A 26156-nucleotide genomic window follows, 5' to 3' on the forward strand; every position below is an offset into this window, starting at 1 on the left:
AATTCTTGTAGTAGGCTGTTTACAACAAGGACAAATACCTGTATTATTAGTAGACTTAATAGAAACTTCTATGGTTTCACTATTTTCTGTTATATTTGTTACAATAATATCTTTAATATTGAGAAGTTTTTGTATATAATTATCTTGCACGTATTTCACCCTTTCTATTTGGTTTAGTCACTTTATATGGTAAAGGATTTTTGGGATACGTGCATTCTTTTTTTGCAAAAAAATAAATGTTGGAGTACTCACCCCAACATTTATTATAGAACCTTTTTAAAATAAATATTATATTACATTGTATAAAACAAATAAGGGGAGTTTATTTAGTGAGTTATTGCTTTCTATTGTGAAAGTATGATATATTAATAGAAATTTATAAGGAGGAGGGATAGAATGAGTAAAAATAAACATATTGAAGAGATGACTACACTGGAAACTGAATTTAACCGTGAAATTGGTGTGTTTGGCGGGGTGAGTATTATTGGCGGAATAATGATAGGTTCAGGAATATTTTATTTAGGTTCTTATGTACTTCAGAGAACTGGAATGAGCTTAGGTCTATCATTATTAGCTTGGATTGTAGGAGGATTGGTAACCCTTTTAGCGGGTCTTTGCTATGCAGAATTAGGGGTTAGTATGCCAAGAGCAGGTGGCTCTACTGTCTACTTAACAGAGGCATTTCACCCTATGGTTGGATTTTTAAGGGGATTTACAGATTGGATTATAGGTGGGCCAGGTTCTGTTGCGGCGATGGCAATAGCTCTTCCTACGGCAATGAGATCTTTCTTTGAGATTTCAGATATGCAAATAAAAATTATAGCTACAGTACTTATAATACTTTTAACGTTTTACAATTTATTTGGAATAAAACAAGGAGCTTTTTTACAAAATATATCAATGGTGGCTAAATTAGTTCCAATACTTATTATACTATTTGCAGCACTATTTATGGGAGAACAGAGCCCTGATCTTACACTAAAACCTATGGTTGGTGGAGATGCTAGTATATTTCAAATAGTAAAAATGATTGCATTTGCAACAGTGGCAAGTTTGTGGGCATATGAGGGTTGGACAAACTTAAACTCAATGACAGAGGAAATGAAAGACCCTAAGAAAAACTTACCTAGAGCACTTATATTTGGAATAGGTGGAATTACAATACTTTACACTCTTTTTAACTATGCAATTTACAAAGTACTTCCATATAATGAAATAGTTTCAAATATTGACGCTGGAAATTTATACCTTGGAACAGAAGCTGCAATAAGAGTTTTGGGAAATACCGGAGGGGTAATAGTATCCATTGGTATGGCGCTTGCAATGTTTGGCGGGCTAAATGGACTGATTATAGCTCAACCTAGAATGTACTATGCAATGGCAGTTGAGGGACATTTTTTTAAATCATTTGCAAAACTTCATCCTAAGTACAAAGTTCCAACAGCGGCACTTATTGTTCAAATGCTTATTTCTATAGTACTGGTATTTTCAAGGGACTTAGATCAATTGACGTCACTAGTAGTATTTACAGCAATGTTATATAATCTACTTACTATAGTTGCGGTAATAGTTATGAGAAAGAAATATCCTGAAATTGAAAGACCTTATAAGATGTTTATGTATCCTTATAGTGTTATTTTGACAATTATATTATTTTCAGGTCTTGTATTAAATACTCTTTTTGAAGACCCTGTAAATGCGTTTTTAGGACTTGTAGTACAAGTGATAGGTGTTGTAGTTTATATCTACTTTGATAAGAAACTAAAAAAAGAGAAGGTGTAATAGTGAAAAAATTATTTTTTGGTGGAAAGTTTTATATAGACAGAGAAAAATTTGCAGAAGCAGTTTTAGTAGAAGATGATAAGATTATAAAAGTTGGAAATATGTCAGAGCTTGAAAAAATGGACTTTGATGAAAAAATTGACTTGACAGGAAAGACAGTACTTCCAGGCTTAAACGACTCTCACTGTCATATATCATCTGTTGGAGCAGCTTACATTCAAGTAGATCTATCGGATTGTAGCTCCATTGATGAAATAGTTGAAATTACAAAAAAATTTATTGAAGAAAATCCTAAACTTGTAAAAAATGGAATTAGAACAATGGGTTGGAATCAAGATTTATTTACAACTGGTGAAAAGAGAATACTAAATAAACATGATGTAGATAGAATTTCAACAGAAATTCCAATAGTTCTTGAAAGAGTATGTGGACACATATGTGCTGTAAATTCAAAAGTTATAGAAATGAAAAATATAACCATTGAAACAGAAGCACCGCGTGGTGGAACTATTGAATTTGATGAAAACAACGAACCTACAGGAGTACTTACAGAAAATGCAGTTCAGTGGATTGAACAAATAATTCCTGAATATACTCAAAAGGAAAAAATAGACTTTATGTGCAAAGCGCTTAAATATGCTGAGAGCGTAGGCCTTACAAGTGTTCAGTCTAATGACGTGGCAGCGCCAAATACCTATGGAGATTTTGATTCAATAAGAAAAATTTATGAAGATGACTTAGTAGATATTAGATATAGACACCAATTTTGTGCTAATACAGAAGAGGAAATGGACAGAGTTTTAAATGTAGAGGCCAAGAAGAGTATTTACAATGGAAATAAAATAAAATTGGGACCAATAAAAATGTTTAAAGATGGAAGTCTTGGTGCCAGTACAGCGCAGATGAGAAATGGTTACGTTGCAGACAAAGACAATCACGGCGTATGTGCTATGGAATATGACTTCCAAGAAAAACTGGTTGCAGAAGCCAGCAAGAGGGGATTTCAAGTTGTAACTCACGTTATTGGAGACGGCGCAATAGAAGAGACAGTTGACGCCTATGAAAAGAGCTTTGAAAATGGGAAAAATAACTTAAGACACTCTCTAATACACTGTCAAATAACAGATAGACCACTTTTAGAGAGAATTGCAAAATTAGACGTGGGAGTTTATTATCAACCAATATTTTTAGACTATGATATGCACGTTGTAGAAGACAGAGTTGGCACTGAACTTTCAAGTACATCCTATGCTTTTAACACACTTGATAAGCTTGGAGCACATATTGGATATGGAACAGATGCGCCTGTTGAGGACTTAAATCCATTTCCAAATATATATGCAGCTGTAACTAGATGTGATAAAACTGGATATCCTGAAGGGGGATTTTTTCCTGAAGAAAAAGTGGATATCTATACGGCAATTGACGCCTATACAATCGGTTCAAGTTATTTAGAATTTGAAGAAGATATAAAGGGAAGAATTAAAGAGGGTTATCTTGCAGATTTTACAGTATTAGACGAAGATATATTTGAAATTGACCCAATGAAAATAAAAGATATAAAAGCAGCAATGACAATTATTGGTGGAAAAGTAGTATATAGTAAATAAATAAAAATGCCAGATTTCTGGCATTTTTTCTATAAGTAAACCAATTAATATAAAAAAAGGAGTGGTAGTATGGATTTAAGTTTGTGGACAGTGCTGGACAATTTAAGAGAAAACTATGAGTGGATTGAGTTGACACATGATTTAAGCCCTGAAACTCCTCACTGGATTGGATGGGACAATCTTGAAGTTGAGGAAAAATGTAATTTGAGTAATTCTATATTTAATGCCAGTGCCTATAAAACTGTAGGTCAGTATGGAACTCATGTAGATGCTCCAATTCACATGGTAGACGGTGGAAGAACTCTAGATAAAATTGAACTTAGGGAAATGGTCTATCCACTGTGTGTAATTGATTTAGAGGATAAAGTTTCCAAAAATGAAAACTATGTAATGGAACTTAATGACATTTTAGAGTGGGAAGAAAAATATGGCAAAATTCCAAAGGGAGCTTTTGTAGTATTTCAAAGTGGATGGTCAAAGCGACAGGCAAAAGACATGGATAACTTTGATGATGAGGGAAATAGAAACTTTCCGGGATGGGGTTTAGATGCTTTGAAGTTTTTAGTTGAAGATAGAGAAATAGGAGCAATTGGGCATGAGACATCTGATACGGAGTCGCCAATTAGTTCAGGAAAGACGGACTATGAAGTAGAGTACTATATTTTAGAGCAAGATAAAATTCAAATAGAGTTACTTAAAAATGTGGATAAGTGTCCGCCAAAAGGTGGAATAATTTTCTGTACTTTTCCAAAATTAGTAGGTGGAAGTGGATACCCTGCAAGGTGTTTTGCAATAGTTCCAAAGAATAAGTAGTATAAAAAATAAAAACACCCTAGATTAAAATTTTAATTTAGGGTGTTTTCTAAAGCGTATTTTTATAAATTTAAAATACAACTGTCAACATCATTTTAAAATCCTCTAAGGCATGTAGAGAATGAGGAGAGCCTGCAGGCATTAAAATACTCTCGCCTTCGCTGACACTGAAATTTTCTCCATCTATTACTATTTCAGATTTTCCCTCTAAAATAGTCACAAGTGCATCTCCACTACTTTCATGAGTGCTTATTTCTTCACCCTTTGAAAATGCAAAAAGTGTAATGCTCACATTGTCATTTTGAGATATTGTCTTACTTACAACTTGTCCTTCTGCCAGATTTACCAATTCAGACAATTTTAAAACTTCGCTTGGATTAATATTCTTAGTGCGTCTATTCATTAAATTACATCCTTAAAATTTACTTTCTACGACTATTTCAAATATATTTATTACTTTAACTCATAGGAATTTTCAGATATTTTTTCCAAAGTGTAATTTGTATTAGATAAAACACCTTTCATATATTCACTTCTTAAATCCCAGTATAAGCTTTCATTTTTATAAGTGTTCCAGTATTCTGCATGAACATCTTCATGAATTGTAAATACTACGCTGTTTTCATTGTCTACTGCAGAAAGTACATGGTCACAGGGCATATCATCTAAAAATTTAGATATCATAAGTCGATAGGCATCAGAAGGTGAACCGTTAAAGTTTTCACTTTTTCCAAGCGCATTAAAAAGAGAAAAAATTTCTTCTTTAAATTCAGGTTTTTCACTTAGTAACAGTGAAGTTGCCGCTGCAAATTTTTCTTCAACTAATTCCACTCTCTTTTGAATCCAACCATGAATATTTAATTCATCTACAATTTCTTCCAGTGGTCCTTCTTCAAGAATACCCTTCTCATTAACTGTATAGACTAAGTCATTAAGTTTTTTTCTTTTTGCAATTTCTAAAATTGAATTTGTAACACTGTTTAAAAATGTTATTTTACCATACATTAAATGGTGTATAAATCCTAAAGTTTGACTCATTTGTAGCCCCTCTCATTTATATAGCCGAATATACTGAGTAATTTTTTAATATAGAAAGTAAAATAATTTTACTTAAAATCTTCTTAAAAAATTATTGCAATTAATACTTAAATATATAGTACATGTATTGGAAAAGTTTTTCTGTAACATATGTTACGAGTTCTCAGAATATATATAAGTGTTGTAGTTTAAATTTCAGTATTTTATATTATGCATGAAAGGGATATAATGGATATATAATTTAATTTTGGAGGTGTATTATGAAAAAAAAGGGAATTTTTAATAGTTTATTATTTAAATTAGTTTTGGGAATTATACTAGGTATGGTAGTTGGATTAATAGCCAATGAGTCGGTAATAGTAGTTATAGACGTTATAAAAAACATCTTGGGAGATTTAATTAGCTACGTTGTTCCATTAATAATCTTGGGATTTATTGCCCCGGCGATAGTGAGTTTAAAAGAAAGTGCAGGAAAAATACTTACGGTAACACTTTTAATTTGTTACATATCATCAGTAGGAGCTGCAACATTTAGTTTAATTGCCGGAGAAATTATAATTCCGCACTTAAACATAGTGAGTAATACTGCAGATGCCAGAGTAATACCGGAGTCGATATTTAGCCTTTCAATAGATCCGATAATGCCTGTTATGACAGCTCTTGTCACAGCAGTGTTAATAGGTCTTGCTGTAATATGGACTAAATCTGAAACTTGGGAAAAATTGTTGTTAGAACTTAACAATATTGTACTTTCAATAGTTGATAAAGTAATAATAGCAATACTTCCGGTTTATATTGCATCTACATTTGCAGAACTTGCATATCAAGGTACAATACTTTATGAATTACCTGTATTTTTAAAAGTTATATTAATTGTAATTGTAGGGCATTTTATTTGGATGGCCTTACTTTATTCAATTGGAGGAATTATTTCAAAGACAAATCCAAGTGAAGTATTTAAACACTATGGACCGGCCTATGTAACAGCACTTGGCACAATGTCATCAGCTGCAACACTGCCAGTGTCATTAAAATCTGCAAGAAAGGCAAAAATTCTAGATCCTAAAATTAGAGACTTTGTAATACCTCTTTGTTCAAATGCTCACCTATGTGGTTCAGTGTTGACAGAGACATTTTTTGTAATGGTAGTGTCACAAATTTTATATGGAAAAATACCTGAGTTTCACACAATGATAGTATTTATTCTACTTCTTGGTATATTTGCAATAGCTGCGCCTGGTGTTCCGGGAGGAACAGTAGTTGCTTCACTTGGACTTATAATTTCAGTACTTGGATTTGACAGTACAGGAACAGCGCTAATGCTTTCAATATTTGCACTTCAAGATAGTTTTGGAACAGCTTGTAACATAACTGGTGATGGAGCTATAGCTTTAATGGTAACTGGAATATTTAAAAAAGTTCCAGGAAGAAATGGAAATCCTGAGTATGTTCCACCTGTTGAAGAATAAAAGTAAGTGTATTTGGAGGAAGATATTATGAATTATATAGAGTATATGAAAAGGGAGCTAGTTCCTGCTTTTGGATGTACGGAGCCCATAGCTCTCGCTTATACTTCTGCAAAAGCAAGAGAAATACTGGGTGAAAATCCCGATAAAATAATTGCCAGAGTTTCAGGCAATATAATAAAAAATGCAAACAGCGTAAAAGTACCTGGAACTGATGGCAGAAGAGGTCTTGAAATATCTATAGTATCAGGAGCTTTTTTAGGAGATTCTTCCAGAGAATTAGAAGTATTGGCAGGTATTGATAAGAGCAAGTTAAAAGGATGTGACAGTTTAATAGAAGATGGAATAGTAAATATAGAACTGGTTCCGGGAATAGCGAATTTATATATTGAAATAGAGGCTCACAGAGGAGAGAACTATTCAAAAGTAGTAGTGGAAAATGACCATACAAATATTGTATTAATAGAGAAAAATGACGAGGTCATATTAAGCGAGAAGAGAAAAAACAGCAGTGAAGAGAGTGTAGATTTTTCTTTTAATAAGATATATGACTTTGCAAAAACTTGCGACTACAGAGATATTAAATCTATTTTAGACATGGAAATAAATTACAACTATGAAATAGCCAAAGAGGGAATAAAAAACGACTGGGGTTCTAATATAGGAAGTATAATATATAAAAATGCCAGAGATTTTAATGAAGAGCTAGTGGCCTATGCAGCTGCAGGTTCTGATGCCAGAATGAGTGGATGTGAAAAACCTGTAGTGATAAATTCAGGAAGTGGAAATCAAGGTCTTACAGTTTCAGTTCCAATAATATTTTATGCAAGAGAAAATAAAATAAACAGTGATGAACTCTATAGAGCATTAGTATTTGCAAACTTAATAGGTTTGTATTTAAAGCAGAGAATAGGTAAACTGTCAGCTTATTGTGGTGTGGTTTCGGCTGCATCGGCAGCAGTTGTGGGAATTGCATATTTAGAAGGTGCTTCAGAAAAAATATTGGAGGAGACTCTTTCAAACAGTCTTGTAGTAAATTCAGGACTGTTATGTGACGGAGCAAAGCCGTCATGTGCAATGAAGATAGCATCCAGTCTTAGAAATGCATTTTTGGCATATGAACAAGCTAAAAGCGGAAATAGTTTTGAAGTTGGAGATGGAATAGTAAAACCAACTGTAGATGAAACTATTAGAGCTATTGGAAATATTGCCAAGTATGGAATGAAAAAAACTGATGAAGTTATTTTAAATGAAATGCTTGGGAATGAAAACTATATAAAAGAATTTAGCAGTTAAAAATAGAGAGTAAATTATCAGTTGATAGTTTACTCTCACTCTTTTTTTAAGCTTAAAATAGAAACGGCAAAGAGTATAGATAGCATGCCAAGAAGATCCATTAGTGTAAACCTCTCACCAAGTAATAAAATAGAGAATACAAGGGCAGAGACAGCCTCTAAACCTGTAATTAAAGAACCCTTCACAGGTCCTATAATACTCACACCAGTTAAAAACAGTGAAAAAGAAAATACTGTTCCAAATAAAACCATACCAGATAATGCCAGAACAGTCATTACATCAAAGTTTACATTTTGAGTCCAAGGTTTATTTATAAGAGTTATAATTGCTCCGCCAATAATCATTGCAGATCCAGTGACTACAGAAGTTGGGTATTTGTGTAGTAGTTCTATTGGAAGAAGTGTGTACATAACGACGCCAAAAGCTGCCAATAGTCCCCAAAATAGTCCGTCAGGACTTATTACAAGGGTATTTAATTTTAAATGTGTTGCCAGAATAACTGTCCCAAGAACTGCCAAGATTATAGATGCAACTTCAACTATATGTGGAAGTCTCTTTTCTTTGACACATACTCCAATCATTATAAAAACGGTACTTAAAAATTGCAGCACTGTTGCAGTGGGGGCATTAGTTCGAGCGATAGCTTGTAAGTAAGCGTATTGACAGCAGAGTATTCCCAAAATTGCAAATAAGACTAGTTTAACAGTGTCATTTTTATTTTTAAATATTAAAAAAGTTTTTTCTCCGTTTTGAAACAGTGAAATAATAAAGAGTATAACTCCTGAAAACACCAGTCTAACGTTTACTATGTATTGAGGATTTAATCCCTTGGTATTTAAAAGATACTGGCCACAAGTTCCAGAGAAACCCCAAAAAATTGCACCCAGCATGGTAAAAATAAGACCTTTTAACATATTAGTTTCCCTTTTATGCATAAACACCCCACCTTTAATATATTTATTATATCTATTATAATAATAAAGGTAAAGGTAAAGCTAGAATGCATTGGGTATATAAAATTAGGAGATGATATTTTGGATAAGAAATTATTAATATATGGATTTAATAGAGATGAATTAAAATATAATACAATTTGTGAAACTGCAAAGAATTACGATATTGAAGTAGGCGAAATTTCCTATGAGGACATTTCACAAAAAGTTGGAACTCTTATGAAGTTTCCTGGATATGAAAGAGAAGACAAAAAAGCAGTGGAGGCTCCTGAAATAGAATTTTTACTATTTTCGGATTTTGATAGGGAACCACTAATGAGCTTTTTAAAAGATTTAAGAGAAGCAGGTTTGGCAGTTCCCTATAAATCAGTTGTTACAGAAACTTCAAAAGATTGGGAATTTTCTTACCTACTGGAGCATATACAGGAAGAGCACTTAGTTATGACTAAGTTTAATGAACTGGGAAAGTTAGTTAAAAGAGCTCAAGATGTTTTAGAAAAAAAAGAAAGTAAAAATTTAAGAGAGACATTGGAATATGTAATTGAAATTAAAAATTTTAGTGAAATTAATGAAGAAATTATTGAAGAGAGATATAATAAATTAGTAGAAGCATTAAAAGAGGAGGAGTAAAATGGAAAAATTGAGTTTGGCAAGAGATATGATTGACTATATTGATAAAAGCCCCTGTTCATACTTTGCCGTAGAAAACATTAAAGACTATTTGTTGGAAAGTGGATTTAAAGAATTAAAAGTAAGTGACACTTGGAAACTTCAGGAAAAAGGTTCTTACTTTACTATAAACAACGACAGTGCAATAATTGCATTTACAATTGGAGATAGCAATAATATTGAAGATTATGGCTTTAAAATTATAGGTTCACACAGTGACTCTCCAAGTTTTAGAATAAAGGGAAATCCTGAAATTAACAAGTTAAATACAGTAACACTAAATACGGAAGTATATGGAGGAGCAATACTCTACTCTTGGTTTGACAGACCACTTTCAGTTGCGGGAAGAGTAGTTTTAAAGTCAGATGACGTCTTAAATCCAAGTGTTAGACTCCTAAATATAGACAAGGACTTAATGATTATACCAAGTCTTGCAATTCACATGAATAGAGATGTAAATAAGGGATTTGAATTTAACCCTCAAAAACATACATTGCCACTTCTAACACTTACAGAGGAAGAAATAAGTGAAGATTTCTTTTTAGAAGTGTTGGCAGATGAATTAAAAGTAGCTAAAGAAGAAATTTTAGAATATGACATGTATTTATATGATAGAGAAAAGGGAAAGATAATAGGACTTAAAGATGAGTTTATCTCTGTGGGGCGATTAGATAATTTAGCTATGGCATATACAAGTACAGTTGCACTAGTTAAAAACCAACCAACTAAGGGTGTAAACGTAATGGTCTGTACAGATAATGAAGAAGTTGGAAGTAGATCTAGACAAGGTGCAGACAGCCCAATGATTTCCGACGTACTTGAGAGAATTGCAATAGGACTTAATAAGAACAGAGAAGAATTTTTAAGAGCTGTTGAAAAAAGTTATATAATCTCTGCCGATATGGCACATGCTGCACATCCAAACTTTGAAGAAATGGCTGACCCTACAAATAAACCGAAACTAGGCAAGGGACCTGCTATAAAATATGCTGCAAATAAAGCTTATACATCAGATGCAATTTCAGGTGGAATATTTAAACAACTTTGTGAAAAGGCAAATGTTCCATGCCAAACATTTTACAATAGATCAGATAAAGTTGGTGGCTCTACAATTGGACCTATTACAGCAAGTCAACTAAATATCAGATCAGTTGATATAGGAAATCCAATGTTATCAATGCATTCAATAAGAGAACTTGCATCAGTAGATGACAATTTGTATCTATATAAGGTATTTGAAGAGCTTTATAAATAAAAAAAGCCCGTGAAAAATTCACGGGTTTTAAATTTTTAAAATAAATTATTTTAATTGACAGTAAATTTCAACCAATCGAACTTCGTTCTCTTGGAAAATTCTTGCATAAAATCTATGACGAAACCATAGGTTTCTATAGATTGTTAGGTTAGGTCTCAGTCGTAGTTTTCAACCAAGTCTTTCAGCCTTGGGAAAATCTGACATTGGACCTACGACGAAATCAAAGATTTCTGTTAGGTCTCAAATTGTTACACGCACATTCCACCGTTTATTCCAATAATTTGACCGGTCATATAGGAATTTTTTTCAGATACAATGTAAGCTGCAAGTTCTGCAATTTCCCTTGGATCTGCAAGCCTTAGCATGGGGATGTCGTTACATATAAGCTGTAAGTCCTCATTGGAGTAGCACTTCATCATATCAGTATTTACCACACCTGGAGCTATGGCATTCACTCTAATATTTGATGGGGCTAGTTCCACTGCAAGTGACTTAGTAAGAGATTCCACTGCACCCTTAGTTGCAGAGTATGCCACTTCACAAGAAGCTCCATTTGAGCCCCAAATTGAGGAAATATTTAAAATCACACCATCGTGTTTTTTTAGCATATAGGGAAGAGCACAGTGAATAGTGTTGTACATTCCAAATACATTAATATTAAAAATTTCTTGAAACTCAAGGGGGGAAAGATCTTGAAATAGAGAGGTCTTTGAAATTCCCGCATTGTTAATTAGAATATCCACTCCTCCAAATTTTTCTTCAATAGTATTAAATAAAGACTCCACTTCTGAAAGTTGTGAAATGTCAGCTTTTATTGCAAGAGCATCAACATTTAAGCTTCTAATTTCATTTTGAAGTTCTATTGCTGAAGACTCACTGTTGTTGTAATTTATAATTATTCTATAGTTCAACTCGCCAAGTTTTTTTGCAATAGCTCTGCCAATTCCACGAGAAGAACCTGTAATTAAGACTGTTTTCATAATATCACCAAAGTCATTATATATTAATGAAACTATAAAAGAAAGTGTGGCAATGTGTTATTAATATTTAGCTATGGGTATTAACAAACTATTGGAGGGACATTATGAAATTACAAACTGTAGAAATGTTAAAAAAGAGAAGAAGTTATTATGCACTGGATAAAAATATAAAATCAAGTGAAGAAGATATAAAAAATGCCATAAGAGATGTGGTGTACTATTCGCCAACGCCTTTTAATGTGCAGTCTGAAAGGGCAGTAGTTCTAATGGGTGAAAACCATGATTATCTCTGGAAAAACATAGTTATGGAAACTCTTAGAAGTATTGTAAATGATGAAGAAAAATTTAAGAGTACTGAAGAAAAAATAAATGGATTTAAAAGTGGCTATGGCACTATTTTAATATTTGAAGATGGAAAAGCTCTAGAAGAAGCAAAAAGTGGTTTAGGCAGTTACGGTTCAAATTTAGACTTGTGGTCAGAACATGCAAATGGAATAGTTACTATAGGCTTGTGGACAGCCTTGGGAGAGCTTGGACTGGGAGCAAATTTGCAACATTACAATCCCGTAATTGACGATGAAGTAAAAGAAAAGTGGAATATTCCAAGAGAGTGGATTTTAAAATCTCAAATGGTATTTGGAAATATTTTGCAGGAGCCAAAGGAGAAGTCCAAGGTAGATATTGATAAGAGAGTTTTATTTAAATAATATGTTTTATCTATAATTAGCTTTATAAGATAGCAAATGTATATAGGATTAAAAATTACTTGATATTTAGCCCTATTCTAGTTATAATAAACAAAAGCTATGAAGAGACGAGTAGGTTTAAAAAGGATTTTTTAGAGAGTGTTGATGGTGAAAAAACACAAATTACTTTAAGCTGAAAAAAGACTTGAAGCACTTTGGAGGATTTTTTTGATTTCAAAGCGTGCACGTCCTACGTTACAGGACAAAAGTATGGTAGTACTTTGCGAGGTATATGTTGTGAGACATATATAAAAATGGGTGGTAACACGAATTTTAACTTTCGTCCCAGAGAGAGACTCTCTTTGGTTCGAAAGTTTTTTTAATTATGTAAAGTTTACATAATTTATAGGAGGAGGAATAAAATGAAAAGTTTAAAAAAAGTAGGAGCAATGTTGTTGGCAGTTACTATGCTGGTTCCCTTAGTAGCATGTGGTGGAGCAAATAAGGCAAACACAGCAGAAAAGCCAGATCCAAATGCTGAGGCTACACCTGTACTTAGAGTTGGTATGGAATGTGGATATGCTCCATATAACTGGACGCAACAAGATGATTCAAATGGTGCAGTAAAAATAGACGAATCTAATGAATTTGCAGGCGGCTACGATGTGGAAATTGCCAAAAAAGTAGCTGAGGGACTTGGTAGAGAACTGGTTATAGTAAAAACTCAGTGGGATGGACTTCCACCGGCAGTACAATCTGATAAAATTGATGTAATAATGGCGGGAATGAGTCCAACGGCAGCTAGAGCAGAACAAATTGACTTTACAGCTCCTTACTGGGTAAGTGACTATGTAATGATAGTTCAAAAAGGCTCAAAATATGAAAATGCAACTTCATTAGAAGACTTTGCAGGAGCAAAAATTACTGGACAGTTAAATACAGTTCACTATGACATATTAGATCAAATTAAAGGTGTGGACAAACAAGAAGCTATGGAAGATTTTCCACAGATGAGAGTTGCACTACAAAGCGGTGTAATTGACGGATATATTGCAGAAGTTCCAGAGTCAATGTCAATTGAAATGGCAATGCCTGACTTAGTATCAGTTCACTTTGATGAAGGCAAGGGATTTGAAGTTAAAGATAACGAAAATACCATTGCGGCAGGTCTAAAAAAAGGGTCTGAGCTAAAAGGTGAAATAGATGAAATTTTAAATGCATTGACAGAAGAAGACAGACAAGAACTGATGACTCAAGCAGTTAAAAATCAACCTGCAGCTAACTAAGAAGGGGTAAAATGGAAAAGATTATTCAAATATTTCAAAACAATTATCAAATGTTCTTAGATGGAACTATAGTAACTCTTAAAATTTCTATATTGGGTACTATAGTTGGTCTGCTAATAGGAATGGTAGTTGGAGCAATAAAGACAATTCCAAAACAAAAAGGTGGCAAGGGAGTAATTCAAAAAGTAGTTACGGCTCTATTAAACTTATATATATTAGTATTTAGAGGCACACCTATGATAGTTCAGGCAATGTTATTCTACTATGGAATAGCACTGTTCTATGGAGTCCAAATTGATAGGACAATTGCTGCTTATTTAATAGTTTCCATAAATACGGGAGCATATATGTCTGAAGTAGTAAGAGGTGGAATTATTTCCATAGACAAGGGACAATTTGAGGCAGCATATGCCAGCGGAATGAGTCACGTTCAAACTATGTTATATGTAGTGGCTCCTCAAACTTTGAGAAATATACTCCCAGCAACGGGAAATGAATTTGTCATAAATATTAAAGATACATCAGTTTTAAATGTAATATCAGTTTCAGAGTTGTTCTTTGCAGCAAAGTCTATATCAGGACAGACTTTTGACATGTTTAACACTTATGCAGTCGTTGCTTTAATTTATCTATTTTTGACAACAGTAATTACACAGATTTTAAGATTGATTGAAAAGAAATTTGAAGGACCAGAGAGTTATGAACTTCAAATGGGCAATCAAATGCAAATATGAGGTGCGACGTGGAAGAAATATTAAGAGTAGAAAATTTGAGAAAGAGCTTTGGAAAAAATGAAGTTCTAAAGGGAATAAGCTTTACAGTGAACAAGGGAGAAGTTGTATCCATAATCGGCTCTTCAGGTTCAGGAAAGAGCACACTTTTAAGATGTATTAATCAATTGGAAGAACCTACATCAGGAGCAATATATTTTGAAGGCGAGAACTTATTAGGCGAACATGTAAATATTAGAAAGGCAAGAGCTAAGATGGCAATGGTCTTTCAGTCATTTAACTTGTACAATAATTTAAACGCACTTAAAAATTGTACTATAGGGCCTGTAAAAGTTCTTGGAATTTCAGAAGAAGAAGCTAAAAAAAGAGCTGTGGAAAATCTTGAGAAAGTTGGAATGGCAGAATATGTAAATGCAAAGCCATCTCAACTATCAGGTGGTCAAAAGCAAAGAGTTGCAATAGCAAGGGCACTTTGTATGGAGCCTGCTCTAATGTTATTTGACGAGCCCACATCTGCACTTGACCCAGAAATGGTAGAGGAAGTATTAAATATAATGATTGCTCTTGCAAAAGCTGGACAGACTATGATAGTAGTAACTCATGAAATGCAATTTGCAAAGGACGTATCTTCAAAAGTTATTTTTGTAGACAAGGGAATAATAGCTGAAGAGGGAAGTCCAAAGGAAATATTTGAAAATCCAAGAGAGAATAGAACTAGAGAATTTATAAAAAAAGTATATTAACTTAAAATAAATCAGGCCTAAAATACAGGTCTGATTTATTTTAAAATTAAGGAAAAAATTTTTAAAAAATCGGAAAAGACAAGTTAAATGTGATATATTAAGAATAATATATTTATATGCCTAAAATGGAAAAAAACATTGAAAAAAGTTGTAAAATCCAGTATAATAATAAAAATTACATAAAAGGAGGCCTTAATCTTGAATATTGTAAAAAATATGGTCAAGAGCTCTCGGAAGTCTTGCAGTAATCAAAATGTCTCTTCCAAATACATGAGAGTTTATTATTAAGGGAAGCTATTGGGAAAAATATTTGGAGGAATAAAAAATGAAAAAGAAATTATATCTATTATCAACAGTATTAATACTAATGGGAATTTTAACGGCTTGTGGTAATAAAACTGCAAATAATAAGGCGGCAAACAGTGAAACGGCAAATAATAAAACTGAAAATAATTCTACTATAGAAAGTATGGAAGTGACTCCTACAGAAATAACTGGAGAAAATGTAGATAGAATAAAGGAAAAGGGAACAATAGTACTTGGAACAGCAGCAGAGTATCCACCATACGAATGGCATGTAATAGATGGCGGAAAAGACGATATAGTTGGAGTAGATATTGAAATAGCTAAAGTAGTAGCTGAAAAACTAGGAGTTAAGCTAGAAATAAAAGACATGCAATTTGATGGACTGCTAGCTGCATTAAAAGCAGATGAAATTGACTTTGTAATAGCGGGAATGGTAATTACTGAAGAGAGAAAAGAGGCAGCAGACTTTTCAGAACCTTACTTTGAACAAGGCCAGGACATAGTTATTAGAAAAGAAGATGCAGATAAGTACAAGTCCCTAGATGATTTAAAAGGTAAAAAAATAGGAACGCAACTTGCATCAACTCAACAGTTTTATGCAGAAGAAAATTTTGATTCAGAAATAGTTTCAATACCGGACAATAACAATATGATAATGGAACTTAAAAATGGAACATTAGACGCAGTGTTTATTACAAACTATCCAGCACAACAATTTACAAATAGAAATGAAGAGCTTATGATTGTAGAACTGGACATACCTAATGAAGATGGATCCGGAATAGCTGTAAAAAAGGGAAATTCTGATTTAGTAGAAGTTATGAATGAAGTAGTAAAAGAAATGAAAGAAAAGAATATAATAGAATCATGGTTTGATTCATATATGAAGTTATCTGAAGAGTCTAATTAAAAATTCCCCTGACAGGGAATTTTTTATAGGAGGTATAGCATGGGATTTATAGAAAGTCAGATAACTTTTATAACGAAATACTGGCAATCTTACTTGTCAGGAGCAGGAGTGACTATCCTACTTTCAATAATTGGAGTTGTGTTAGGTTCAATTCTCGGAATAGTAATTTGTTTAATGAGGATGAGCAAAAGTAAGTTAGTAAGGGGAATTTCTACAGCTTACGTAGAAATAATAAGAGGAACTCCAATGGTAGTTCAACTACTTATAATTTACTTTGGATTAAAACAAATAATTCCACCAAACATGGAGCTACTTAGGAATTCAATACTACTGTGCTCTATAGCTATATGTATAAATTCATCAGCTTATATAGCGGAACTAATTAGAGGTGGGATTGAATCTGTGGACAAGGGACAATTTGAAGCAGGTCGTTGTTTGGGACTTAGTGAAAAGCAAACTATGAGAAGAATTATATTTCCTCAGGCCTTTAAAAATATACTGCCTTCACTGGGAAATGAGTTTATAGCTCTTATAAAGGAAACTGCAATAGTTTTGACAGTAGGTGTTACAGACTTAACCTATAGAGCAAATGTAATTAAGGGCGCAACTTTTGAGGTAGTAAGACCTCTTGTATATGCGGCAATACTTTATTTTATAATGACATTTACCCTTTCAAAAGTACTGGGAAGAGTTGAGAGGAGTCTTGCAAATGATTAAAGTTAACAAGTTGGAAAAAAATTTTGGAGACTTAAAGGTTTTAAAGGGAATAGATCAAAATATTTCTGACGGAGAGGTGCTTGTAATAATTGGGCCTAGTGGATCTGGAAAATCAACATTTTTAAGATGCCTTAACTTGCTTGAAATGCCAACAGGTGGAAAAATTTACTTTGATGATATAGACATTACAGCTAAGGACACTAATATAGATGAAATTAGAGAAAAAATGGGAATGGTGTTTCAGTCCTTTAATTTATTTCCACATATGACTATTTTAGAAAATATAACTCTTGCTCCAATGATTGTAAAGGGACTTAGTAAGGAAGAAGCAGAAGCAAAGGCAATGGAACTTTTAAAGATGGTCAACTTAGAAGAGAAAAGGGATACTTATCCTAAGAAGCTCTCAGGAGGGCAACAGCAGAGAATTGCAATTGTAAGGGCTCTTGCTATGGAACCTAAAGTAATGCTCTTTGATGAGCCTACATCTGCCCTAGATCCTGAAATGGTAGGAGAGGTGCTGGATGTTATGAAGGCCTTGGCAAAAGATGGAATGACTATGATAATAGTAACTCATGAAATGGGCTTTGCAAAAGAAGTTGCAGATAGAGTAATATTTATGGATGAGGGAATGATTGTAGAGGAAAATATACCTGAAGAGTTATTTGACAATCCAAAAGAAAATAGAACCAGAGATTTTTTAAGTAAGATTTTATAAATAGATGCTAAAAACCCAACCTTAGATTTTAAATTTAAGATTGGGTTTATTTTTATTTTTTAATTTTATATCCAGTATTGGGCATAAGTTTTTTTTCTAAAAAGCCCAGTAGTAAGTCTGAAAGTATTGCCATTAGGGCAGTAGGTAGAGCGCCTGCTAAAATAATAGAATATCCATGTGCCACATTCACACCTCTTGAAATAATATCTCCAAGACCGCCAGCACCAATAAAGGTACCTATGGCAGTAACGCCTATTGCAACTACTAGAGCATTTCTAATTCCACCCATTATAACAGACAGGCAAAGTGGCAATTCAACTTTAATAATACTTTGAAGTCTTGTCATGCCCATTCCCTTAGCAGCATCTACAATATCAGGGCTAATTGAATTAATACCTGTTGTAGTATTTTTTAAAATGGGAAGTAGGCTATATAAAAACACAGCCATTATAACAGTATTTGAGCCGATTCCCATTGCAAGCATTAGTATAGCGAGCATTGCTAAGGACGGAACAGTTTGAAGTACATTGGCAAATCCTATTATTGTATTGGACAACTTATATCTCTTTGATATAAAAAATCCTAGTGGTATCCCAACAACTGCTGCAATTAATACCCCATAGATGGAAATTAAAAAATGTCTTGTAAATTGTTCCAGTACATAAGAACTGTTAGCAGAATAATAGGTGAGCATTCCTCTAATCATAATTTCACCTCATTTTCAAAGTAGTTGTGTTCTTCAAGAAATTTAGTTGCAACAATGTGCGGTTCATCTAAATCTTCGTCACCTTCTCTGTTCATTTTTTGCATATCTTCAGAAGAAATTTTTTCCACTAGAGATTTAAAAATAGTGTCTAGTTCAGGATATTTTTCAACAATTTCTTTAGATGCAACTGGAGAGCAGTCATAAGCTGGAAACAACATTTTATCATCTTCTAATATAACTAAGTCGTAGGAGTTAATTCTACCATCAGTTGAATAACCTAGGACTACGTCCATTTCTTTATTGTCCAGAGCAGAGTATACTAACCCGATTTCCATAGGGAAAATTTTACTAAAGGAGTAGCCATAGATCTCTTTAAAGTCTTCATAGCCATCGCCTTTTCTGTCTATCCAAGATGTATCCACTCCAACTTTAATATTGTCTTTTAAATTTTCTAAGTCTGAGACAGTTTTTAAGTTGTTTTTCTCGGCAAATGTTCTAGATACCATAAATGCGTAGGTATTTTCAAATCCATATGAATCATACCAAATTCTGTTGTATCTCTTTAAATATTCACTTTGGCAAAGTTTAAGAGCTTCTTTTGGATCTTTAACAGGTTCAAGGCCAAGCTCTCCGGTTAGAGAAGTTCCTGTGTACATACCACTACTCACATTCACATCGCCATTTTGCATTGCAGTGTGAATTAAAGTGGAGGAACCAAGGTTATTTATTAAACTCACATTTAAATCTGTGTGGTGTTCTATCATCTGCTTTAATATTTCTGCTAGAACTTGTCTTTCAGTAGTATTTCCAGATGCTATTACAACGTCTTTTTTTACATTTCCTCCAAGTCCGGGGAAAGTACATCCGGTAAGGATTAAAAAACACATAAGTGTTATAAATATTTTTTTAAGCTTCAACGATTTCCCCTCCTGACGTCTTATAAGGAGACATTTTCTGTTCTACTTTTCCAAGTAGAAAGTCACATAAAAGTGCCATAACAGTAACGGGGATTGTTCCCCAGACAATCATAGGAGGAATATAATTTTGAAGTCCCGTAAATATAAAGTCTCCCAGTCCACCGGCACCAATATAGGAAGCAAGAGTTGTCCAAGCTATTACATATACAGCAGATAATCTAATGCCACTCATAATAACGGGCATTGCCATAGGAATCTTAACTTGAAATAGAACTTGTTTTTCAGTCAGGCCCATTCCCTTGGCAGCATCTATAGTATTTGTATCTACTCCTATAATTCCCAAATAGGTATTTCGTAAAATAGGAAGTAGGGAATATATAAATAGTGCGATTATTGCAGGTAATTTTCCAACGCCTATTATAGTCATAATTGAAAGTAGAGCAAATGATGGAATAGTCTGTAGTACAGACGCCACAGTCATTACTATTTTTGAGGCAAGTTTAGACTTTGAAATGGCAATGCCAACGGGAACTGCAACGATAACTCCAAGAATGAGAGCTGTGGCTGCAATAAATAAGTGCTCACCTGATTTAGATAGAATTTTCATATAATTTTCTACTAAATAATTAAGCATTAGAATCACCTTCTGCTTCATTTAATAAGTGAACTACATCGGAAAAATCTTCTCCACTGTCTTCGGCATTTTCATCATCACTCCAGATATTTGTGTATATAATATCAACTATAGAAGCACGTGTGACAATTCCCACAAGTTTATTTTCATTATCTACAACAGGTAGATTTTTAACCTTTAGTACGTAAAACTGGTGTATTGCTTCAATAATTTTTGTATCATTTGGAATTGAAAAGGCATCAGTCATAATATCTCTCATTTGAGGATTTCTTCTTCCTACTTTTCCAAGGTCAAATATTCCAACAACTCCTTTTAAGTGAAGTTCTTTGTCAGTGATAAAAAGCGTGTCAACACGTTTTTCTCTCATAAGGCTTATTGCCTCATAGGCAGTGTTTTGTTCTTCAATTGAAACTGGATTTTTAATCATTATAGTTTCAACAGTATTATAAGAAGTTTTTGCCTCATTTAATTTTTCTTCACCAAGCAAGTTTTTAACGTAGTCAGTTGCAGGGTGCTTAAGGATATTTTCAGGAGTGTCTTGTTGAATTACATGGCCCTTGTCCATAATTACAATTTTATCAGCAAGAGTCAATGCTTCAGTCATATCGTGAGTCACAAAGACTATGGTCTTTCCAAGTTCTCTTTGTAGTTTTTTCACAAGCTTTTGCAGTGAATCTCTAGTAATTGGGTCAAGAGCTCCAAAGGGCTCGTCCATTAGAATTATATCTTGATCAGCTGCAAGAGCACGTATTACTCCGATTCTCTGTTGTTGGCCACCTGATAGTTCAGATGGATATTTTTCCAAATAGTCTACTGGCAAATCAACTTTTTGAATAAGTCCCTCGGCAAGGGCTCTTAGTTTACTTTCATCCCACTTTAAAAGTCTAGGTACCATAACTATGTTGTCATATATACTCATATGTGGCATTAGTCCTATTTGTTGAATTACATATCCAATCTTTCTTCTGAGATCAACGGGATTTAAAGACATAATATTTTGTCCGTCTATAAGTACTTCTCCGCTAGTGGGCTCATTCATTCTATTAATCATTCTCATACATGTTGTCTTCCCGGAACCTGAGGTTCCTATAAAACACACAAATTCACCTGTATTAATTTCTATATTTACATCTTCGCAGGCAATTTGATTTCCAGGATAGATCTTTGTAACATTTTTGAATTCAATCATATTATTTCCTTTCTGAAACTTAAGTTACTAATAAATAATTTAAAAAAATATACTTAAAAGTGTATGAATTATACATACACAATAATAAGTATAACAAAAAATGAAAATCATATCAAAATTAAGAATAATTCAACTATTTTTTTGTAAGAATTGTTTTAATATTAGGCTAATTAATAAAATAACTATAGGTGCTAATAAATATATTATAGAATCATAAGATAACAGATATAAGTTGGCGGGGGATAGTATTGAAAACAGAGAATATCTATTTTTTGTATATAGTAAAAACACAGCTAACAAACTAAATATAGTAAATATTGGAATTAATATTAAACTCATTTTTTCAGTTAAAAAATCTACAACTATGGCATTAAATAAATACAGTAGTATTGAATATAGAGCATAGTTAACAATATTAAAATTAGAGCTAAGTACAAGTACTATTAAAAATATTACTAAGGGTATAGTGAGACCTGAAAGTAAAAATTGAAATTTTAATTTATTTCCCTTCGCCGTTTCAAATAATTTTGACTTTGAGTTTAGCAAAAAGTAATCATAGCAGTTTAAAAGGCTTAGCATAAAGAGCATAACACTTACAGTTTCAACAATTGGAAACACCTTATCTGTCCCATAACCTTCGTAGTTAAATTTAAAGCTGTTGTTTTTCTCAATTTCATAGGATTTTAAGTATGCACTTTTACTTAAATTAGTAAGTTTTATTGTATATTCTCTGGAAATAATTTTAAAGTAAGAGGAGTATATATCTTCTCTTGAAATTCCGGAAAACATAACCCCTTTAGAGTACTGGGTAAAAATTTCTTCAGAACTACCGGTGTCAACTATATATCCGTAGTTGGCGCTTTCAAGCTCTACTTCTTGAAGTAACTCTTCTTGAGATTTAACTTCATAGTATTTAAAAATACTCTCTTTACCTAATAGATCTTTAATTAATATACTGCTGTTTTCAGATTTATCTCCATTATAAAGTGCAACTTTTAAACTATTAGTACTACTTAAATTTAAATTGTTGTATAGAAAGAGTATTACTACTGCACTTATAAGTGTTATAAAAAAGTAGGAGGATTTTAAATTTCTCTTAGTAAAAATTAAAAATTTCATATAAATTTCCTCCTTGTAAAGTTTAGTGATAGAGCAAGTAGTAAAATACTGTAGATAAATATTGAGATTAAATTAAAAATATTAAAATTTTGTACTAATCCCATGGGAAGTATTGAAATTATTTGAAGTACTGTCTTTGGAAAAATAGATTTTGGAATTATTAAATTTGAACAAAATATATTAAATATAATAATTAACAGTGTTATAAAAATAGTCTTTGAATTATTTAAAATATTTAAAAGTAGTGAATTTAAACTGCTAATAAATATAGAAATTGATAAAACTCCAAAAAAATTGTAAAAAGACAAAGTATTTTTTAATTTAAAGTCAATTAAAAATAGTAGGAAAGTCCCTATAAAGCTAAGTATTAAGGTAGAACTAACTATATCTGAAAGCTCAATTAAATATGGTGAGTGGCCCTTTACTTTTAAAAATGAAATGTTGTTATAGTAGTTATTGTCTTTAAGAGCTACAAATACAATTGAAAATATTAAGAGTAAAATGTAGATTATAGATAAAACTAAGTTGGATTTTTCCACTACTTCTATTTTAAAGTTATCTTCTCTATTTAAAATAGAGTTTAAAAACACTTTATTTAAACTTAAATTTCTAGTGTCTCTATTAAGGTCTTTAATGTTGTCGGAAATGTAAATATTAGTCTGCGCATCTGAGAGCATTTCTTCAGCACTGGATATTAAAGACTTAAAAGATCCTTTAACGAGCTGAGAATTTTCTGCAAAGTAAATAGTAGCAGGTTTATTTTCTCCGGAGATTATGGAATTGTAAAACTTGCTGGGAACATCTATTAGTATATTGATTTTGTTTTTGTGCAAATTATTTAAAGACTCTTCAAAATCTACACTCTTATTTATTTTAATAGAGGATTTCGTGCTATCCGTTTGATTTATAATATTCAATAAAAAGTTGTTTTTGTAGTCATTGTCTTTAAAGTAAATATCCACGCTGATTTTTTCTGCACTTGTAGATAGAGATATGTAGAAGATGCCCATAATAATGGGCATAAGAGCACATATTATGGGCAATAATTTTATTTTTTTCTTAAAGTTATATAAGAAATATTTCAATTATATTCTCCTTTAGATTAATTTATAACTTATGGGACTTAAAGTCCGTACATAACTGTCATTAATGGCATAAGACTGGATTCCACATTAGTCATAATTTCAGTTTCCAAACTGTTTAGTTCTTCCTCAGTAAGTTTTAAAATTTCAGTTGAGTTTTCAGGTGCAGTTATTTCAGGTGCTTCAACAGACAGTTTAATATTTCCACTTAGAACTATAGGTTCTTGTGAAGGTGTACTTATTGTAATGTTGTCAAATATCTGGTTATAAGAAACCCCTTCAACAACGTCTTCATATTTTCCAGATAAAGTTATATCCATTTTTTCACCTGCAACAGCATTAAATGCAGTTGAATTACCTGTAAATGACTTATCAGCTGGTGAATAGGTGGATGAAATAGAAAGTATTGTTTCGTCATTTTCTGAGATTAAGAAATCAGAAGTATTTTGACTTTCTCCGGCAACAGTTTTATATGTCATAGTAAAGGTATCTAGCTCATCACTAAATTCCACTGTAATATCATCTGTAGTGTTTTTCTTTCCGGCTAGATACACATTCATAACTTCTTTTTCTTTTGCATCAGTTGCAAAGTTTGGCAGATTAAATGCTACAAGTTTACCTTCTTTATTTAAAGTAGCTTTTAGTGTAACTTTTTCTTTTAGTTCAGCATTTTCAATTTCTGTTTTAGTTTGCTTAAGTGAGTCGATTTGTGATTGAAAATCTGAGTTCATTAAACTGTCAGTACCGGCAATAGATTCTATTTGTTTTTCATTTACTGATATAGCAAAGTCAATAGACTTATTTAAATAAGCTTTTAAATCAGTACTGTTAACTTCAATGCTAAATTGTTCTAAATCTGTCTGTGCAAGTTTTTCTGAAGTTACTTTGTCAGTTTCTACTTTGGTAATATTCATATTTTTTACAAGAGTAGACTGTTCAGTTTTAACAAATGCGAAAAATTCTTTTTTCTGTTCTGCAAATGTCTTGGCATTTCCAAATAAATCAATACTCAAGTTTTTAGCTTCTTCAGTATCAATATTCATAAGTGTTGCCAAAGCAGAAGTTTCTAAGTCAGCACCTAGAGTTTTAGCGTTTATTTTAAAGGCTTTGTCATAGGCAAAGGGAGTATCAAGATAAATTTCATCGCCTAGAAATTTTGTATTTAAAGATAGAGTTGAAAGGTTCCCCAAGTTGGCTCCCATTTCAAATTCAGCTTTTTTAGCCTTATTATTTTGCTTAAATCTTAAATTAATACCTGCCTTGTCAATTCCCATACTTGCAAGAAGTTCAGTGTTAACATTCATATCTAAGTCAAAAGCTCCATTGTCTAATATTTTTTTAGACATTTCACTTTCGCCAAGACCAGGGGTTAAGTCATTAGCTGTATTGTGAAACTCAGTAATTACACCTAAAAAAGCATCTTTAAGTTCAGCTTTTGGGTTGTCTTTTCCAAGTTTACCATAGGCAAAGTAACTTCCAGCTAATACTACTAGTGCTATAATAACACCGATTATGGTCTTATTATTAGCAGCACCTCTTAATTTTTTCATTCAATTTCCTCCAATTGTGAATTTGATAGATAGTATTTTTTGTCGGCAATGTACAATGTGCTGTCCAAGTGTGTAGTATATATTAAAGACATACCTTGATCTTTCTTTTCATTTAATACATTAATAATTAAGTCTATGGCCTTTGAATCCAAGCTTACAAAGGGTTCATCTAGAATTAATAAGTCCACCTCATCTATTAGACAACAGCAAATAGATAGTTTTTTCTTCATTCCACCAGATAAGTTTTTTACCTTTACAGGAAATAATACTCTTAAATCAAATAAGTCTATAACTTCGTTATTTAAAGAATTTCTATCACTTATAAAGAGTTTTAGATTATCCTTTACACTTAAATCTTCAATTAAAATATTATCCTGTGGTAGGTAAGACATTCGCAGATAGGGCTTTTTGACAATAGTGCCACTATACTTCTTTAACGAACAAATACATTTTAGAAGTGTAGACTTACCAGAGCCGTTTTCTCCTAAAATGCATATAAAGTTTTTTTCATTTATTTTAAGATTAATCTCATCTAGGATTAATCTGTTTTTATAAAAGGCAGATAAATTTTTTATATCTATTAACATAATAATCACCACAAAACTAAAAATATCTTTTCAATTATACCACAGTGTGGAAGTCATAGATAGTAAAAGAGTATATTTTATTAAATAAAAAAATTGTGGCATGTAGCCACAATTTATTCAACAGATGTAACTGTATATCCACTGTCTTCAACAGCTTTTTTTAGTGTGGAGTCGTCGAGATTTTCTCCATTGACAACAGCTTTCTTTTTAAAAAGTGAAACTTTAACAGAGTCAACATTGTCTAAAGATTTAAGGGCTTCTTCAACTCTAGCAGAGCAATGTTCACATGTCATTCCGTCAACGTGTAAAGTTTTTTCCATAGTACACCTCCAATAAATATTATATACCCAAAGTAAATGATAATAAAATTCAAAATAATTATATTTGCAAAATATTATTAAAATTCAACTGTATAA

27 protein-coding genes and 1 other annotated feature are annotated in these 26156 nt (G+C 32.4%); of the genes, 14 read left to right on the forward strand and 13 right to left on the reverse strand.

Features of this window, described 5'->3' with window-relative positions:
- The first annotated feature begins 396 nt into the window (after window positions 1-396).
- From BUB47_RS06775 to BUB47_RS06785, 3 genes are all read left to right on the forward strand, one after another.
- Complete coding sequence (locus BUB47_RS06775; RefSeq protein WP_200779492.1) at window positions 397-1782, forward strand: APC family permease; 1386 nt, start codon at window positions 397-399, stop codon at window positions 1780-1782.
- 2 nt (window positions 1783-1784) lie between these two features.
- Window positions 1785-3392 carry an amidohydrolase gene (locus tag BUB47_RS06780; protein ID WP_073184973.1) on the forward strand — a complete coding sequence of 536 codons (1608 nt, stop codon included), beginning with the start codon at window positions 1785-1787 and terminating at the stop codon, window positions 3390-3392.
- A 69-nt stretch (window positions 3393-3461) separates the two neighbouring features.
- Window positions 3462-4205: a cyclase family protein gene (locus BUB47_RS06785; protein WP_073184974.1), complete on the forward strand. Its 744-nt coding sequence runs from the start codon at window positions 3462-3464 to the stop codon at window positions 4203-4205.
- A gap of 70 nt (window positions 4206-4275) precedes the next feature.
- Here BUB47_RS06785 and BUB47_RS06790 read toward each other — a convergent pair whose 3' ends face one another.
- Both BUB47_RS06790 and BUB47_RS06795 read right to left on the reverse strand, forming a co-directional pair.
- Window positions 4276-4608: a cupin domain-containing protein gene (locus BUB47_RS06790; RefSeq protein ID WP_073184975.1), complete on the reverse strand. Its 333-nt coding sequence runs from the start codon at window positions 4606-4608 to the stop codon at window positions 4276-4278.
- Window positions 4609-4658: 50 nt separating this feature from the next.
- Window positions 4659-5243: a hypothetical protein gene (locus BUB47_RS06795; RefSeq protein WP_073184976.1), complete on the reverse strand. Its 585-nt coding sequence runs from the start codon at window positions 5241-5243 to the stop codon at window positions 4659-4661.
- 260 nt (window positions 5244-5503) lie between these two features.
- Here BUB47_RS06795 and BUB47_RS06800 point away from each other — a divergent pair, with 260 nt between their 5' ends.
- Both BUB47_RS06800 and BUB47_RS06805 read left to right on the forward strand, forming a co-directional pair.
- Window positions 5504-6712, forward strand: a complete 1209-nt coding sequence (locus tag BUB47_RS06800; protein ID WP_073184977.1) for a dicarboxylate/amino acid:cation symporter — start codon at window positions 5504-5506, stop codon at window positions 6710-6712.
- A gap of 27 nt (window positions 6713-6739) precedes the next feature.
- Window positions 6740-8005, forward strand: coding sequence for an L-cysteine desulfidase family protein (locus BUB47_RS06805; RefSeq protein WP_073184978.1), 1266 nt, complete (start codon window positions 6740-6742; stop codon window positions 8003-8005).
- Between the two features lie 35 nt (window positions 8006-8040).
- On the opposite strand, the gene BUB47_RS06810 is transcribed toward BUB47_RS06805, so the two are convergent.
- Entirely contained in the window at window positions 8041-8940 is a 900-nt protein-coding gene (locus BUB47_RS06810; RefSeq protein ID WP_073184979.1) for a DMT family transporter, read from the reverse strand.
- A 99-nt stretch (window positions 8941-9039) separates the two neighbouring features.
- On the opposite strand from BUB47_RS06810, the gene BUB47_RS06815 reads away from it, so the two are divergent.
- Window positions 9040-9588, forward strand: coding sequence for a DUF3783 domain-containing protein (locus tag BUB47_RS06815; RefSeq protein WP_073184980.1), 549 nt, complete (start codon window positions 9040-9042; stop codon window positions 9586-9588).
- Window position 9589: 1 nt separating this feature from the next.
- Window positions 9590-10882: a M18 family aminopeptidase gene (locus BUB47_RS06820; protein ID WP_073184981.1), complete on the forward strand. Its 1293-nt coding sequence runs from the start codon at window positions 9590-9592 to the stop codon at window positions 10880-10882.
- Window positions 10883-11130: 248 nt separating this feature from the next.
- Here the strand turns inward: BUB47_RS06820 and ymfI are convergent, their stop codons facing one another.
- Entirely contained in the window at window positions 11131-11862 is a 732-nt protein-coding gene (gene ymfI / locus BUB47_RS06825; RefSeq protein WP_073184982.1) for an elongation factor P 5-aminopentanone reductase, read from the reverse strand.
- Window positions 11863-11966: 104 nt separating this feature from the next.
- Here ymfI and BUB47_RS06830 point away from each other — a divergent pair, with 104 nt between their 5' ends.
- The 7 genes from BUB47_RS06830 (at window position 11967) to BUB47_RS06860 (ending at window position 17956) form a co-directional block, all read left to right on the forward strand.
- The gene (locus BUB47_RS06830) at window positions 11967-12569 is read left to right on the forward strand and encodes a nitroreductase family protein (protein WP_073184983.1); all 603 of its coding nucleotides are present in this window, start codon (window positions 11967-11969) and stop codon (window positions 12567-12569) included.
- A gap of 90 nt (window positions 12570-12659) precedes the next feature.
- Window positions 12660-12899 (forward strand) — a binding site (T-box leader).
- 71 nt (window positions 12900-12970) lie between these two features.
- Complete coding sequence (locus BUB47_RS06835; RefSeq protein WP_073184984.1) at window positions 12971-13834, forward strand: transporter substrate-binding domain-containing protein; 864 nt, start codon at window positions 12971-12973, stop codon at window positions 13832-13834.
- Window positions 13835-13845: 11 nt separating this feature from the next.
- Window positions 13846-14568: an amino acid ABC transporter permease gene (locus BUB47_RS06840; protein ID WP_073184985.1), complete on the forward strand. Its 723-nt coding sequence runs from the start codon at window positions 13846-13848 to the stop codon at window positions 14566-14568.
- Between the two features lie 8 nt (window positions 14569-14576).
- Window positions 14577-15308: an amino acid ABC transporter ATP-binding protein gene (locus BUB47_RS06845; protein WP_327021367.1), complete on the forward strand. Its 732-nt coding sequence runs from the start codon at window positions 14577-14579 to the stop codon at window positions 15306-15308.
- A 325-nt stretch (window positions 15309-15633) separates the two neighbouring features.
- Complete coding sequence (locus tag BUB47_RS06850; RefSeq protein ID WP_073184987.1) at window positions 15634-16524, forward strand: transporter substrate-binding domain-containing protein; 891 nt, start codon at window positions 15634-15636, stop codon at window positions 16522-16524.
- A 39-nt stretch (window positions 16525-16563) separates the two neighbouring features.
- Entirely contained in the window at window positions 16564-17241 is a 678-nt protein-coding gene (locus BUB47_RS06855; RefSeq protein ID WP_073184988.1) for an amino acid ABC transporter permease, read from the forward strand.
- Window positions 17234-17956: an amino acid ABC transporter ATP-binding protein gene (locus BUB47_RS06860; RefSeq protein WP_073184989.1), complete on the forward strand. Its 723-nt coding sequence runs from the start codon at window positions 17234-17236 to the stop codon at window positions 17954-17956. Before BUB47_RS06855 ends, BUB47_RS06860 begins: the two co-directional genes overlap by 8 nt.
- 52 nt (window positions 17957-18008) lie before the next feature.
- Here the strand turns inward: BUB47_RS06860 and BUB47_RS06865 are convergent, their stop codons facing one another.
- The 9 genes from BUB47_RS06865 to BUB47_RS06905 form a co-directional block, all read right to left on the reverse strand.
- A complete protein-coding gene (locus BUB47_RS06865) occupies window positions 18009-18662 on the reverse strand; it encodes an ABC transporter permease (protein WP_073184990.1) in 654 nt (217 codons plus the stop codon).
- Window positions 18659-19579, reverse strand: a complete 921-nt coding sequence (locus BUB47_RS06870; RefSeq protein ID WP_407639560.1) for an osmoprotectant ABC transporter substrate-binding protein — start codon at window positions 19577-19579, stop codon at window positions 18659-18661. The genes BUB47_RS06865 and BUB47_RS06870 overlap by 4 nt, the downstream gene beginning before the upstream one ends.
- The gene (locus tag BUB47_RS06875) at window positions 19569-20213 is read right to left on the reverse strand and encodes an ABC transporter permease (protein ID WP_073184991.1); all 645 of its coding nucleotides are present in this window, start codon (window positions 20211-20213) and stop codon (window positions 19569-19571) included. The genes BUB47_RS06870 and BUB47_RS06875 overlap by 11 nt, the downstream gene beginning before the upstream one ends.
- Window positions 20206-21402 (reverse strand): ABC transporter ATP-binding protein, encoded by a 1197-nt coding sequence (locus BUB47_RS06880; RefSeq protein WP_073184992.1) that lies wholly within the window; start codon window positions 21400-21402, stop codon window positions 20206-20208. The genes BUB47_RS06875 and BUB47_RS06880 overlap by 8 nt, the downstream gene beginning before the upstream one ends.
- A gap of 129 nt (window positions 21403-21531) precedes the next feature.
- Window positions 21532-22521: a hypothetical protein gene (locus BUB47_RS06885; protein ID WP_073184993.1), complete on the reverse strand. Its 990-nt coding sequence runs from the start codon at window positions 22519-22521 to the stop codon at window positions 21532-21534.
- On the reverse strand, window positions 22518-23606 hold the full coding sequence (locus BUB47_RS06890; RefSeq protein WP_073184994.1) for an ABC transporter permease: 1089 nt from the start codon (window positions 23604-23606) through the stop codon (window positions 22518-22520). Before BUB47_RS06890 ends, BUB47_RS06885 begins: the two co-directional genes overlap by 4 nt.
- Window positions 23607-23644: 38 nt before the next feature.
- Entirely contained in the window at window positions 23645-25153 is a 1509-nt protein-coding gene (locus tag BUB47_RS06895; protein ID WP_073184995.1) for a hypothetical protein, read from the reverse strand.
- The gene (locus BUB47_RS06900) at window positions 25150-25740 is read right to left on the reverse strand and encodes an ATP-binding cassette domain-containing protein (RefSeq protein ID WP_073184996.1); all 591 of its coding nucleotides are present in this window, start codon (window positions 25738-25740) and stop codon (window positions 25150-25152) included. The genes BUB47_RS06895 and BUB47_RS06900 overlap by 4 nt, the downstream gene beginning before the upstream one ends.
- 113 nt (window positions 25741-25853) lie before the next feature.
- Window positions 25854-26060 (reverse strand): heavy-metal-associated domain-containing protein, encoded by a 207-nt coding sequence (locus BUB47_RS06905; protein WP_073184997.1) that lies wholly within the window; start codon window positions 26058-26060, stop codon window positions 25854-25856.
- Between the last annotated feature and the right edge of the window lie 96 nt (window positions 26061-26156).

The sequence above is a fragment of the Anaerosphaera aminiphila DSM 21120 genome (genome assembly GCF_900129925.1).
In the GTDB taxonomy this organism is placed as follows: domain Bacteria; phylum Bacillota; class Clostridia; order Tissierellales; family Peptoniphilaceae; genus Anaerosphaera; species Anaerosphaera aminiphila.